15 protein-coding genes are annotated in these 11,870 nt (G+C 50.9%); 11 read left to right on the top strand and 4 right to left on the bottom strand.

Going from position 1 to position 11,870, the window contains the following annotated elements:
- Positions 1 to 49: 49 nt before the first annotated feature.
- The 6 genes from MOY_RS11160 to rho all read left to right on the top strand — a co-directional run bounded on the left by MOY_RS11160 (position 50) and on the right by rho (position 4,338).
- Positions 50 to 490 carry a YtoQ family protein gene (locus MOY_RS11160; RefSeq protein ID WP_009099723.1) on the top strand — a complete coding sequence of 147 codons (441 nt, stop codon included), beginning with the start codon at positions 50 to 52 and terminating at the stop codon, positions 488 to 490.
- Between the two features lie 33 nt (positions 491 to 523).
- Positions 524 to 1,135, top strand: a complete 612-nt coding sequence (gene cobO, locus MOY_RS11165) for a cob(I)yrinic acid a,c-diamide adenosyltransferase (RefSeq protein ID WP_009099725.1) — start codon at positions 524 to 526, stop codon at positions 1,133 to 1,135.
- Positions 1,136 to 1,500: 365 nt separating this feature from the next.
- A complete protein-coding gene (locus MOY_RS11170) occupies positions 1,501 to 2,409 on the top strand; it encodes an Abi-alpha family protein (protein WP_009099727.1) in 909 nt (302 codons plus the stop codon).
- Positions 2,410 to 2,524: 115 nt separating this feature from the next.
- A complete protein-coding gene (locus MOY_RS11175) occupies positions 2,525 to 2,839 on the top strand; it encodes a hypothetical protein (RefSeq protein WP_009099729.1) in 315 nt (104 codons plus the stop codon).
- On the top strand, positions 2,832 to 3,134 hold the full coding sequence (locus MOY_RS11180) for a helix-turn-helix domain-containing protein (protein ID WP_009099731.1): 303 nt from the start codon (positions 2,832 to 2,834) through the stop codon (positions 3,132 to 3,134). The genes MOY_RS11175 and MOY_RS11180 overlap by 8 nt, the downstream gene beginning before the upstream one ends.
- A 247-nt stretch (positions 3,135 to 3,381) precedes the next feature.
- Complete coding sequence (gene rho, locus MOY_RS11185; RefSeq protein WP_009099733.1) at positions 3,382 to 4,338, top strand: transcription termination factor Rho; 957 nt, start codon at positions 3,382 to 3,384, stop codon at positions 4,336 to 4,338.
- 52 nt (positions 4,339 to 4,390) lie between these two features.
- Here rho and MOY_RS11190 read toward each other — a convergent pair whose 3' ends face one another.
- Positions 4,391 to 5,590 (bottom strand): DEAD/DEAH box helicase, encoded by a 1,200-nt coding sequence (locus MOY_RS11190; protein WP_035540620.1) that lies wholly within the window; start codon positions 5,588 to 5,590, stop codon positions 4,391 to 4,393.
- A 246-nt stretch (positions 5,591 to 5,836) separates the two neighbouring features.
- On the opposite strand from MOY_RS11190, the gene MOY_RS11195 reads away from it, so the two are divergent.
- Both MOY_RS11195 and MOY_RS11200 read left to right on the top strand, forming a co-directional pair.
- A complete protein-coding gene (locus MOY_RS11195) occupies positions 5,837 to 6,259 on the top strand; it encodes a hypothetical protein (protein ID WP_009099737.1) in 423 nt (140 codons plus the stop codon).
- A 92-nt stretch (positions 6,260 to 6,351) separates the two neighbouring features.
- Positions 6,352 to 6,822: a DUF1456 family protein gene (locus tag MOY_RS11200; RefSeq protein ID WP_009099740.1), complete on the top strand. Its 471-nt coding sequence runs from the start codon at positions 6,352 to 6,354 to the stop codon at positions 6,820 to 6,822.
- A 12-nt stretch (positions 6,823 to 6,834) separates the two neighbouring features.
- Here MOY_RS11200 and MOY_RS11205 read toward each other — a convergent pair whose 3' ends face one another.
- Positions 6,835 to 7,578 carry a class I SAM-dependent DNA methyltransferase gene (locus tag MOY_RS11205; RefSeq protein WP_009099742.1) on the bottom strand — a complete coding sequence of 248 codons (744 nt, stop codon included), beginning with the start codon at positions 7,576 to 7,578 and terminating at the stop codon, positions 6,835 to 6,837.
- Between the two features lie 159 nt (positions 7,579 to 7,737).
- Here MOY_RS11205 and MOY_RS11210 point away from each other — a divergent pair, with 159 nt between their 5' ends.
- A complete protein-coding gene (locus MOY_RS11210) occupies positions 7,738 to 8,145 on the top strand; it encodes a DUF4019 domain-containing protein (RefSeq protein ID WP_009099744.1) in 408 nt (135 codons plus the stop codon).
- A gap of 138 nt (positions 8,146 to 8,283) precedes the next feature.
- Here the strand turns inward: MOY_RS11210 and MOY_RS11215 are convergent, their stop codons facing one another.
- On the bottom strand, positions 8,284 to 8,925 hold the full coding sequence (locus tag MOY_RS11215) for an alternative oxidase (RefSeq protein WP_235803695.1): 642 nt from the start codon (positions 8,923 to 8,925) through the stop codon (positions 8,284 to 8,286).
- Between the two features lie 266 nt (positions 8,926 to 9,191).
- Here MOY_RS11215 and MOY_RS11220 point away from each other — a divergent pair, with 266 nt between their 5' ends.
- Both MOY_RS11220 and MOY_RS11225 read left to right on the top strand, forming a co-directional pair.
- Positions 9,192 to 10,553 (top strand): NfeD family protein, encoded by a 1,362-nt coding sequence (locus MOY_RS11220; protein ID WP_009099748.1) that lies wholly within the window; start codon positions 9,192 to 9,194, stop codon positions 10,551 to 10,553.
- A 29-nt stretch (positions 10,554 to 10,582) separates the two neighbouring features.
- Complete coding sequence (locus MOY_RS11225; protein WP_009099750.1) at positions 10,583 to 11,368, top strand: slipin family protein; 786 nt, start codon at positions 10,583 to 10,585, stop codon at positions 11,366 to 11,368.
- 38 nt (positions 11,369 to 11,406) lie between these two features.
- On the opposite strand, the gene MOY_RS11230 is transcribed toward MOY_RS11225, so the two are convergent.
- A complete protein-coding gene (locus tag MOY_RS11230; RefSeq protein WP_009099752.1) occupies positions 11,407 to 11,694 on the bottom strand; it encodes a LysE family translocator in 288 nt (95 codons plus the stop codon).
- Positions 11,695 to 11,870 lie beyond the last annotated feature (176 nt).

The following is an 11,870-nucleotide window of genomic DNA, read 5'->3' on the forward strand; positions in this document are numbered from 1 at the left end:
GGCTATGATAGGGCGGCTAAATACCCACATTTACTATTAAGGAGCCACCATGAGCTTTTACGTATACCTTTCCGGCGAGATTCACACTGACTGGCGTGAAGAGATCCAGCGCGGCGCAGAAGCGGCAGGGCTGGATGTAGTCTTCACCGCACCCGTGACCGATCACGACGCCTCTGATGCTGCAGGCGACCACCTGGGCAAACCGGAGAACGGCTTCTGGCGCGACCACCAGTCTTCTAAAGTGAACGCCATCCGCACCCGCACGATGATTGAACAGGCGGATTTGGTTGTTGTACGTTTTGGCGACAAGTACAAGCAGTGGAACGCCGCCTTTGACGCAGGCTACTGCGCGGCACTGGCCAAGCCTTACATCACGCTGCACAGTGAAGAGATTGTTCACCCGCTGAAAGAAGTCGACGCCCAAGCACAAGCCTGGTGCACCACCACCGATCAGGTCGTGGAAACCCTGCGCTACGTGCTGAAAGCGTAGCTCGTAAAACGTAGAACACCCCAAGGAGACCCCATGCGCGAAAATGCCAAAACCCCGGAACGCCATGCCCAGCGCATGGCGGCCAAGCAAAAAATCATGAACGAGCGCATTGCCCGCGCCGATAAAGAGCAGGGCATCTTGCTGGTGCTCACAGGCCCCGGCAAAGGCAAAAGCAGCTCCGGTTTTGGCATGCTCGCCCGCGCCCTAGGCCACGGCATGAAGGTTGGCGTGGTGCAGTTTATTAAAGGCGCGTTCAGCACCGGCGAAGAAGCCTTCTTCCGCAACCTGCCCAACGTGGACTACCACGTAATGGGCGAAGGCTACACCTGGGACACCCAAGACCGCGAACGCGACGTCGCCGCCGCCAACGCCGCCTGGGAACAAGCCAAGCGCATGCTCCAAGACGACAGCTACCACATGGTACTGCTCGACGAACTCAACATTGCCCTGCGCTACGAGTACCTCGACCTAGACCAAGTCCTCGACGACCTACAAGCCCGCCCCGAGATGCAGCACGCCATCGTCACCGGCCGCTACGCCCCCCAACAGCTCATTGAGCTTGCCGACACCGTCACCGAAATGAAAGTGGTCAAACACGCTTTCAAAGACCAAGGCATCAAAGCCCAGAAAGGCATTGAGCTTTGAGTGTGAGGAGTGAGTTGTAAGATACGGAAGCTCCTTACCGCTACGGCTGGGAGGAGTAGTGGTGGCAGGGCGCTGTAGTGCGAGCCCTTCCCCATGCTCCCCTGCAGCCAAAAACTGCGCGAGCTCAATATTTTTTGCAGCATCACGTGACCTAAGCCAAATTTATCAATAAAGTATGATTAAATCGTAAAAACGAGCCGGCACGCGAATTTTGGGTATGCTGCCAATTGAGGAGCGTAACCTTTTAAAACAGTGGTTTAAAAATTTTGAGAGGGCTATATAACATCAATAAACGCGCAGTCACGTTCAATGGTGTTATGCGGCAGGCTATATAATCACTGTTATGCACAATTATGGATAGCAAAATGAGCGATGATAGCAATCAAAGAAAAATAGACGTCACATCTACAGCTATTGAGAAAGGGATTGATGTTGCAAAGGGATTTATTGACAAGCTTGTTTTGCCGCCAGCTGAAGAACTTGGCCTTCTGATAAAGGATCAAATCTCACTCTGGAGATTCAATAATCAAGTTCGAATTCTGAATAAGGCAAAGGCAGTATGCGAGAAGAACAACGTAAGCGTTAAGGCAATTCCTCCGAAGCTTCTCTGCCCATATCTAGAGCATGCATCTTTGGAAGATGATGATGAACTTCAGGATAAGTGGGCAATATTGCTAGTAAATATGGTTGATTCTCAACAAAACATTCAGAATCACGTGTTTCCGTATATTTTAAGTCAGTTATCAAGTGATGAGTTCAAACTTCTTGAGTCGGTTCTTATTGAAAAAGAAAGAAGAGTGTCAGAGTTAGAAGGGGAGTTGTCAGAGTTCTTGGAAAATAGGTCAGCGATAGAAATCAGACTTAAATCCGAGGTTGATGAAATCAGCCAGAAACTGCAGAGTTTGTCACCAGACGGGAAGCAGGTTTATTCAGCAGAGGCCATGGAGTTGAGGTCTTCGGCTCGATCAAAGGAAAGAGAGATTCGTTCCCTTGAATACAAGGAATTTATGCTCAGGAGGCAAATTGCAGCGCCAGAAAGTATTCCAGAGAAGAACATTAAAGAGTTCGAGATTGCCAATATAATTCGGCTTGGGTTGGCTAAGGTTGTCTATGAGGCAAGTGCTGGGACCCATAGCATAGAAGTGCCGATTGGTGATCGAGACTCATCTTACGCATCTGTAGACTTTGATATTGAAATCGACACAGACACATCAACGATTCTCACAGAGTTGGGTGAGCTCTTTATTGATGCCTGTCGGGAGAAAAATGCATAACAATTTGCTGCACTCGGAAAAATTACTCGCTGCGCTCCTAATTTTCCGGTGAGCAAGGCGTTATACATCAAGAGGGAGCGTTGCAAAAATCCGTCAATGACGTATATTGGTAATTATGTTCACCATCATTGAAACCCCCACATTCGAAGCGGATGCCAGCAAAATCTGGACGGCGGAGGAGCGAATTGGCTTCTTCGCCTGGCTGGCGGCTAATCCTGAAGTGGGTGATCCCATTCCAGGCAGCGGCGGATGTAGAAAAGTTCGCTGGTCGATAGCGGGTTCTGGAAAGCGCGGTGGCGTGCGCGTCATCTATTTCACCCGGTTGGCAAATGGTGAAATTTGGTTGTTGGTGATCTACAAGAAGGCCGTTCGGGAGAATATACCCGCGCATATCCTGAAGGCGATTCGTGAGGTATTGGAAAATGAGTAAAGAGATGCTTCTTAGCGCTGAGGAGCTTGGCAACAAGCTGCTTCAATCAGTTAAAGAAATGAAAGCGGGCAAAACCGCACGGGTTAGCCATGTTGAGCCTAATGAGGTGGCAGAAGCGAGAGGGAAAACTGGCCTTACGCAGCGAGAGTTTGCCGAGGTGTTGCATATTTCTCCGCGTACGCTTCAGGAATGGGAGCAGGGGCGGCGCAAGCCGTCTGGGCCAGCCAAGGCGTTAATCGAGATTGCTTTTCGTCATCCTGAAGTCATTCGCGAGGATTTCGGGCTTAGGCGTTAATAAACCGCTCAACGGTAAAATTCTCGTTTATTGTGACCAAAGAAATTCAGGCCTTATTGAGAGCCTTAGCGTAATCCACTACTCAATGCGCCCATTAGCTCGGAATTGATTATTGGCGTATTAGCTCTGTTTTCCAACCAACTTTTCCACCGCACCCCTACACGTTCGCGATTCCAGAACCTGCGGGAAATCTGTTGTTGAGTGGCCAACAACAAACACCCAAATTTAAAAGGCAATCCACCCTACCATGACCCGCAAAACCCTAAGCCTAAAAACCAAAAGGCCAACAGAGCCCAAACCCACCGAAAAAGTCGAAGACCTATCCTCTAACGACCCCATAACACGCTTCCTAAACGGCACCGCCATCCATCCTTCCCCACGCCTGTATCTAGCGCCGAGTGATCAGCCGCGCACTGTGCGGGCGATGGATTTGATCACGCCCATTGGTATGGGGCAGCGGGGGTTGATTGTGGCACCGCCGGGTTCTGGCAAAACGACGCTGTTAAAGCATATCTGCCAAGCCGTGGCCGAGGCTTACCCGGATATAAAGTTGTATGCCTTGCTGATTGATGAGCGCCCGGAAGAAGTCACCGATTTTAAGCGCAGCGTGTCGGCTGAAGTGCATGCCTCGTCGTCCGATGAAAGCTACGCGAACCATGTGCGGATGGCCGATCAGCTACTAGATACAGCGCGCAAGCAGGCAGGCGAGGGGCACGATGTGATGATCGTGATCGATTCACTCACAAGGCTTTCGCGGGTTCATAATGCCGAGCAGCGGGGCAATGGGCGTACCATGTCGGGTGGGCTGGATTCCCGGGCGATGGAAATCCCTCGCAAACTGTTTGGCGCGGCGCGAAAAATCGAAAACGGCGGCTCGCTCACCATTCTGGCCACCGTGCTGGTGGATACGGGAAGCCGTATGGATCAGGTGATTTTCGAGGAGTTCAAAGGCACGGGCAATATGGAGCTAGTGCTATCACGGGACGTGGCTAATCAACGGATTTTCCCGGCGATCGATATTGCCAAAAGCAGCACCCGCCGTGAAGAGCTGTTGATCGATGCAAAAGATACTGAAAAAGTACGCACACTGCGCAGAGCGTTAACACCGCTTAAGCCCATAGAAGGCGCGCAGAAGCTGCTTGCACTGTTGGAGAAATACCCCACGAATGCCGAGCTGTTGGATGCCTTTTCACCGGCTGAGTAGAGGAGAAGCTCACCTCTGAAACGAATACAAGAGTGAGCTTCTTTGTTAACGCTTAACGGCTGCTTTTTTTGACGTGGTTTAAGTTAGACGCGGGCACGGTTTTTTTAACCGGGAAGCCTTCAATTTCTTTGCGCTCAATTGTATTTTTCAAACGCTTTTCAATTGCGCACAGGTTTTTAAAGTCACTGATATCGACCAGCGAGATGGCTTCACCGGAGGCACCCGCACGGCCGGTGCGGCCAATGCGGTGGATGTACTCTTCTGGCTGGAAAGGTAAGTCGTAGTTCACTACACGGCTGAGTTCACCAATATCCAGTCCCCGAGCGGCGACGCCCGTAGCTACTAGGTACTTCAGTTCGCCCGATTTGAACTGATCCAACACTTTTTCACGCATGGCCTGGCTTCTGCCGCCATGGATGGAATCCGCTTGGATGCCGCGTTTTTCCAGCTGAGCCACCAGCTTGGCGGCGCTGTGTTTTTTCTCGACAAAAATCAGCGCCTGATCCCACGCTTGCTGGTTGATCAAGTGGCTCAACAGGGCGGACTTGGTGTCTTTGTCGACCGTGATCAGCCACTGTTTGATCGTGGCGGCGGCGCGGACATTGGGTGTAATGGAAATGTCAGCCGCCAAGTCGGTCATTTTGCTGTCTGAAAACGCGTGGGCGATGGCGCGCACGTCGTTGGTCATGGTGGCCGTGAACAATAGGTTCTGCCGGTTCTCCGGCAGGCGCACGATGATTTTGTGGATATCATCGACAAAGCCCATGTCGACCATTCTGTCCGCTTCGTCCAGCACCATGACTTGCAGTTCATCAAAGTGCAGCGCGCGCTGATGCGCCAAATCCAGCAGCCTGCCCGGTGTGGCGACCAGAATGTCCACGCCTTCGATTAAGCGCTCTTTTTGCGGCGCGGTATCCACGCCGCCATACGCGGCCATTGAGGTGAGTTGGGTATGCTTTGAGTATTGCGCCACACTGGCTTCAACCTGAACTGCCAGCTCGCGGGTCGGCACCAGGATCAGCGCACGAATGCGTTTGCCGCGCAGCGGTTCGGCTGTTTTACTGAATTTTTCCAGCAGTGGCAGCACAAAGGCAGCGGTTTTACCTGTGCCGGTTTGTGCGGTGGCGATTAAGTCTTTACCCGAAAGAATGACAGGAATCGCTTGTTCCTGGATGGGCGTGGGTGCTTTGTAACCGAGTTCAGTAATTGCTTGAACGAGTGGGCTGGATAAGCCTAGTTTTGAAAAGGGCATTAGACGCTCTGACAAAGGGTCGTAAGGGGTGTCGAAAATAAAAAGTGGTGCAGTATAGCGTAAAAGCACCCCTAGGAAGGGCCTCATTACCCCCCCCACCATAAAGCCATAAATGACCGCCCCGGGGGCCATCCCTAAGGGGTATAATGTCGCCGGTTGCGGTGAAGTGACTGTGTTACAAACGTTGGCGTTCAGCAGATTTGTTTTACTTGTTACTGTTTTTTAAATAGAGAAAGGTAGTGGTTAATGATTAATACCAAAATATACAAGGCAGTTTACGAACTTGCTGAAAAGCTGATGAAGGCCGCCGCCAAAGATGATCGCGCCACCTTTGAAGCGCTGTATGCCGAGCTACAGGCGATTTGCAGCGAGCATGAAAATACCGATAAAGATCACCCAGAGCAGTGGGAAACCTTGGCGGACTTCACCGAAGAGCTGGAAGATGCGCTGGCCCTCTACGAAAAAGCGTTAGCAAAAGCCAGTGCGATAGATTCGAAAGACCATCTGTCATCCATCGGTTTTTCCATGGCAATGTTGCAAGTGGAGCTGGGCCAAACAGACGCGGCTATCAAAAACCTCCAAGAGGCAAAAGAGAGCGCACGTCGAATTGAAGACAACGAATTGAAAGCAGAAATAGATGAACTGCTTGAAACGTTAACTGCAGGCTAAACTGCTTTCTTGATGTACCAACCACTGATGACAGACACAGGTTCAGCTAACAGCTGATGGTGTTGAACATACCTAAGACTAGGGGCTCGCTCTTGACCAATAACGATATTTTTCGCCGTATTCGCTATACCTTTGATTTAAAAGATAACACCATCGTGAATATCTTCGCTCTTGCAGAGGTTGAGGTGACACAAGAGCAAGTAACCGCTTGGCTGAAAAAGGATGAAGATGACGCCTTTGTCACAATGAAGAACAGGGAGCTGGCGTCGTTTCTGAATGGCTTTATCAGCTTTAAGCGGGGTAAGCGCGAAGGCCCGCAGCCCGCGCCGGAAGCGCAGTTGAACAATAATATGGTGTTCCAGAAGCTGCGTATTGCGCTGAATTTAAAAGCGGATGACATTTTAGAGATTTTTGAGCTGGTGGGCTTGCCCTTAAGCAGTCACGAGCTAAGCGCTTTTTTCCGGAAGCCCAGCCATAAGAACTATCGCGAGTGCAAAGACCAAATGCTACGTAACTTCCTGCTCGGCGTTCAGCGTCAGCTACGGCCCAACGCCGAGAGTTAAAGTGCTAAAAAGCTAGCGCCTCACGCAAGCGAAAATCGCATTGCCAGAGGCGTTATCCCACGGCGAGATGGTGTCGTAGTTGTGCTCAAACACATGCACCTCGAAGTAAGGCGCCAATAGGGCGCTTAATTCTGCAAAACTCACTGCCACCATGGGGTGCTCGTCATTCCAAACCTGCGTCTCTTCATCGTTCGTTTTTTCGATACTCAGCCTGAGTGACTGTCTTTCTCCGTGCCCGCAGTAATGCCAGCCAGAGCGAAAGGTAAAGGTATTGTTTGCCTGCTTGGCGGTGTGTTTAACGCATAAACCGTTGTCGATTTTGTCTTTATCGACGGCATTAAAATAGAAGACGCCGCCTGCGTTCAGTGCGCGTTGGGCGCTGGCAATGCACGCCGTTAGCTTTTCAATACCATCGTTATAATGGATTGAGTACAAAAAGCAGGTGATGAGATCGAGGGGTTCGTTAATCTCAAAGGTGCTCATATCTTGCAGCGAGAAGTGCGCTTCTGGGCAGCGCTTGGCGGCGATATCCAGCATCGGTTGGTTAATGTCTAGCCCACTACTGGTATAGCCCGCGTCGATAAAATGGCGCACATGGGGGCCGGTACCACAGGCTAAATCCAAGTGGGTGGTGCCACCGTTGCCAAATATCTGATGCAGCCTGCGGATGGCGTTGCTTTGCGCTTGATAGTCGATGTCTACGCACATCAAATCGTAGTAGCCAGAAAGATCAGTATAAAGTGCGTTGACAGACATGGTCGCCTAGTGATGGAAGCTGGAATAAAAGGGATGGCGCATAGTAAACGAGCGGGTAGGAATTGAGAAGCGAGGGCGGGACGACGGCTAAAGAAATCCGGCTACTTCCCGATAACACCTCACAGGTAGGTAATCTTAACGTCACCACAAGAGCCCGCTATGCGCAAACTACTTGCCCTTTGTTTTACAACGCTATTACTCACTCTTCCGGCCTATGCTAAAGCTTCTGTGCAGGCGGCCGAAGCGGCTGCGCTGGCATGGTTAGCGGCGGTAGATAGAGGGGAATACCAGCAGGCGTGGGATGAGGCATCGCCGCTGCTACAAGCGCCACTTTCTGCGGCTATGCTTCAGCGCACTATTTCGCTGTCCCGGCGGGACTTTGGTGCAGCGGAAACGCGACGCCGTGTAAGGGTATCGCAATATACGTCTATGCCCGGTGCTCCACGAGGGGACTATAAGGAGTTCACGTTTCAAACACGTTTTGAAAATAACCCCAGGGTTATGGAGGTGGTAACGCCCCACCTTGAAAACGGCACTTGGCGCGTTAGCGGCTATTATATCGAATAAGGACAGGGCAGACGTGGCGGAAGATACAATAGCGCCGCTAATCCAGCGGCGCCAACTCAACCAGTAGTGGAAACAGCTGAGTATAATGATTGAAATAGAACTGCTTAGACAGCGCTATTGGGAGAGTTACTGAGAGAGTTATTGAGAAAGCTGATCCGCAAAATCATGATTAGTGTCGCGGTGGTCTGCTTCATCCGCCCTTACTGCAACCACCACCTCACGCAGCCGAGCATCCTGAGGCAAGTTCCAGTAGTCGATAGCAATTTGCGGAGCGGGAATGTTTTCGTATTCGCCGCGATCAATCCCTTCTAGGTACTCGGTGTAGCTATAAACGGCTTCCTCTTCTAAGTAACCCACTACCCGGTGGGCAGTTTTGCTGGAGCAGAGGTAAAGCAAGAAAAACAGGTTAAAGAAAATACCTTGCGCCAACATAATAATGAAACGCTCAAAGCGGTTAGGTTTGGCCACTTCGATAAACGTCATCAAGTGCATACGCTCATTTTCAGCTTCATCCAGCAGCGTACGAATCCAGCCGTCGTCATCTTTAATTCGCCGCAGGGCATGTAGATGCTGAATGGCGCCTCCTACCATACCTGGCACCGCGGCCACGGTTTCTAAAATTACCGCTCGATGGCCATAGCGGCCTGCAAAAAAAACATCTGCAAAAAAGCGCATAAAGCGTACTAACCGATATGCAATGCGGTCAGAAAATCCGCGCGGTTGATAGTGGGTCTGCTTCGTGTCGCTTTCGGTTGAACGGTCGTTGGTGGTGCGCATCATTATGTTCCTTATCTGAATTTATCTGGTAGTACGACTTCTGTATAAGAGTCTGGTTCACTCAAAAAGGATAAACAGCGTAAGAATTAGTGCTTACTTTTACTTAATTTATGGCGAGTCCACCCAGAGGTGCTACGTTAAAAAGAGGTTCTGATATTAACAGCTGCTTTCCGGTTCCTACATGCTGTATAGGTTTTGTGAAACTAAGCGGTGTGGTAGTGGTCACTGTTGTAAGACTTAGGTGATGGCGCGAAGCGCGAGGAGCGATCATGCAAGCCTTTTCTCTCAAATCGCACTGGCTCTGGATGCTTCTCGCTGGCGTCATCATGGCCACATCGTCTTTTACATGGCAGGCGATGGCGCAAAATAGTGGTGGTAAGGCACTGGTGCTCAACATTGAGGGTGCCATTGGGCCTGCAACGAAGGATTACTTTGGGCGTGGCCTTCGTCGGGCTCAAGAGCAGAACAGTGATCTGGTTATTGTTGAGTTAAACACGCCTGGCGGGCTGGTTGAAACTACCCGTGACATGATCCAAGCCATGCTCAATTCCGAAACCCCCGTGGTTATGTATGTGTCGCCAAGCGGCGCACGCGCGGCAAGTGCTGGCACCTATTTGTTATATGGCAGCCATGTGGCGGCCATGGCACCTGCCACCCATTTAGGGTCGGCAACGCCAGTGCAAATGGTTGGCTCTGGCGTTGCTAGCGGGGAGGAAGACACAGACGAAGGTGATGCAAAAGAGTCTGAGCGTGAAGGCAGTGCGATGGATCGAAAGGTACTGGAGGACGCCGTTAGCTTTATTCGGGGCCTGGCCGAGCGCCACGGACGCAACGCAGATTGGGCGGAAGAAGCGGTACGCGACGCGGTGAATCTCACTGCTAATCAAGCACTAGAGCAGAATGTAATTGATGTTGTCGCAAAAGATATCGACGACCTGCTCGCGCAGTTGGATGGTATGACGGTGGTGATGAAGCGGGGAGATGTCACATTAGCGACGGAAAACCTGATCGTTGAGCGCTTTGACCCTGATTGGCGTACCCAACTGCTGTCATTGATCACTAATCCTAATATTGCCTACTTCTTAATGATTATCGGTTTTTACGGGCTGATTTTCGAACTCTCAAGCCCTGGTAGCTTATTTCCCGGCACCATCGGCGTTATTTCGCTGCTATTAGCGCTTTTTGCCTTTCAGGTTCTGCCCATCAATTATGCGGGCCTTGCACTGGTCTTGGTGGGGCTAATACTGATGGTGGGAGAAGCGCTACTACCCAGTTTTGGCATATTAGGGGCAGGCGGTATTGTAGCCTTTGTGCTTGGCTCGGTCATGCTGATGGATGCTGAATACTTGGCTATTTCGCTACCACTAATCGGTGGAGTGGCGCTACTTTCAGCAAGTTTGATGCTATGGACACTCACTCGGTTTGCCACACTGCGTAGAAGGCCTGTGCACAGTGGGGCAGAACAGCTGATTGGGGCGCACGCGGTGGCGTTAGATGACTTTAATATTCAGGGCCATGTGCGCCTGCACGGCGAGCGCTGGAATGCGGTGTGTGATGTGCCCGTTAAGCAAGGCGATACCTTAAAGGTAGTAAGGCTTGATGGGCTAACCGTGCATGTAACGCCCTCTTAATCAAAACCAACGGCGAGACGAGGTGTGCAATGATGCTTTCATATTTGGTTCCCGTAGTGTTGGTAGTGATGCTATTCGCTGCCTCTATTCGTATTTTACCGGAGTATAAACGTGGGGTTGTGTTTTTCCTTGGGCGGTTTCAAACGGTGAAAGGACCAGGGCTTGTCATCGTGATTCCTGGGGTTCAGAAAATGGAAGTCGTGGATTTGCGCGTTATTACCATGGATGTTCCAGAGCAAGACGTTATTTCCCAGGATAACGTGACGGTTAAAGTGAATGCAGTGCTCTACTTCCGTGTAGTAGACCCTGAAAAAGCGATTATTCAGGTGGAGAACTTCACTCAGGCTACCAGCCAGCTGGCGCAAACGACCCTTCGCTCAGTGCTGGGTAAGCATGACCTTGATGAAATGCTTTCAGAGCGGGATAAGCTTAACGATGACATTCAAGAGATCATCGACACCCAGACCGAAGCATGGGGCATTAAGGTCGCGAACGTTGAGATCAAACACGTCGATCTAGATGAGAGCATGATTCGCGCCATTGCTCGCCAAGCAGAAGCTGAGCGGGAGCGTCGCGCCAAAGTAATTCACGCAGAGGGCGAGCTGCAAGCGTCCAAAAAGCTAGTGGAAGCCGCCAATGTGATGCAGGAAAACTCTGCCGCACTACAGTTACGTTACCTGCAAACCATGAGCGATATGAGCAATAAAAATGCTTCAACCATTATTTTCCCGCTACCCATGGATATCATGGAAGCGTTTAAAGATATGAAGGCACATAAAGCGACAAGGTCGAATAATACACAAGACGATACATAATGCTTGCCGCCAGCGCTGACCCTTCAACAGCAGGTCTGCTAAGAGGCTAAGCGCAGTGCGAAGCCAATTAGCAGCGTGCCAAATACCCAGTTCTGTATTTTTTGCTTTTTTTGATTGCCTGCAACCCAGCGCTGCATTTTTGCCCCAATGCAAGCATAAAACGCGTCATATATTAGCCCTACGCCCACCAGCATGGCCCCTAGCAGCGTGAATTGAAGTGCAACCGCACCTTGTTCTGCATGCACAAACTGGGGCAGTAGCACCGAGCAAAAAAGCAGCGACTTTGGGTTCAGTAGATTGGTCAGCAGTCCGCGCCGCAAGGCCATGTAATAGCTTCCTTTAAGCGGTGTTGAACCGCCCCGGCTTTACCGGAGACTCCATATCTTGAGAGGATGGAGTTATGAACTCACCAAAACGATATTCCCCAGAAGTCCGGGAGCGAGCTGTTCGATTAGTCCTTGAACAGCAAGGCGAATACCCGTCCAAGTGGGCGGCGATCTGC

It is taken from the genome of Halomonas sp. GFAJ-1 (assembly GCF_000236625.2).
GTDB lineage: Bacteria > Pseudomonadota > Gammaproteobacteria > Pseudomonadales > Halomonadaceae > Vreelandella.

Excerpts from the sequence above, each read along its gene's own strand:
- MOY_RS11160 (WP_009099723.1), top strand. The coding sequence starts at position 50 with ATGAGCTTTTACGTATACCTTTCCGGCGAGATTCACACTGACTGGCGT.
- cobO (WP_009099725.1), top strand. The coding sequence starts at position 524 with ATGCGCGAAAATGCCAAAACCCCGGAACGCCATGCCCAGCGCATGGCG.
- MOY_RS11170 (WP_009099727.1), top strand. The coding sequence starts at position 1,501 with ATGAGCGATGATAGCAATCAAAGAAAAATAGACGTCACATCTACAGCT.
- MOY_RS11175 (WP_009099729.1), top strand. The coding sequence starts at position 2,525 with ATGTTCACCATCATTGAAACCCCCACATTCGAAGCGGATGCCAGCAAA.
- MOY_RS11180 (WP_009099731.1), top strand. The coding sequence starts at position 2,832 with ATGAGTAAAGAGATGCTTCTTAGCGCTGAGGAGCTTGGCAACAAGCTG.
- rho (WP_009099733.1), top strand. The coding sequence starts at position 3,382 with ATGACCCGCAAAACCCTAAGCCTAAAAACCAAAAGGCCAACAGAGCCC.
- MOY_RS11190 (WP_035540620.1), bottom strand. The coding sequence starts at position 5,590 with ATGCCCTTTTCAAAACTAGGCTTATCCAGCCCACTCGTTCAAGCAATT.
- MOY_RS11195 (WP_009099737.1), top strand. The coding sequence starts at position 5,837 with ATGATTAATACCAAAATATACAAGGCAGTTTACGAACTTGCTGAAAAG.
- MOY_RS11205 (WP_009099742.1), bottom strand. The coding sequence starts at position 7,578 with ATGTCTGTCAACGCACTTTATACTGATCTTTCTGGCTACTACGATTTG.
- MOY_RS11210 (WP_009099744.1), top strand. The coding sequence starts at position 7,738 with ATGCGCAAACTACTTGCCCTTTGTTTTACAACGCTATTACTCACTCTT.
- MOY_RS11215 (WP_235803695.1), bottom strand. The coding sequence starts at position 8,925 with ATGATGCGCACCACCAACGACCGTTCAACCGAAAGCGACACGAAGCAG.
- MOY_RS11220 (WP_009099748.1), top strand. The coding sequence starts at position 9,192 with ATGCAAGCCTTTTCTCTCAAATCGCACTGGCTCTGGATGCTTCTCGCT.
- MOY_RS11225 (WP_009099750.1), top strand. The coding sequence starts at position 10,583 with ATGATGCTTTCATATTTGGTTCCCGTAGTGTTGGTAGTGATGCTATTC.
- MOY_RS11230 (WP_009099752.1), bottom strand. The coding sequence starts at position 11,694 with ATGGCCTTGCGGCGCGGACTGCTGACCAATCTACTGAACCCAAAGTCG.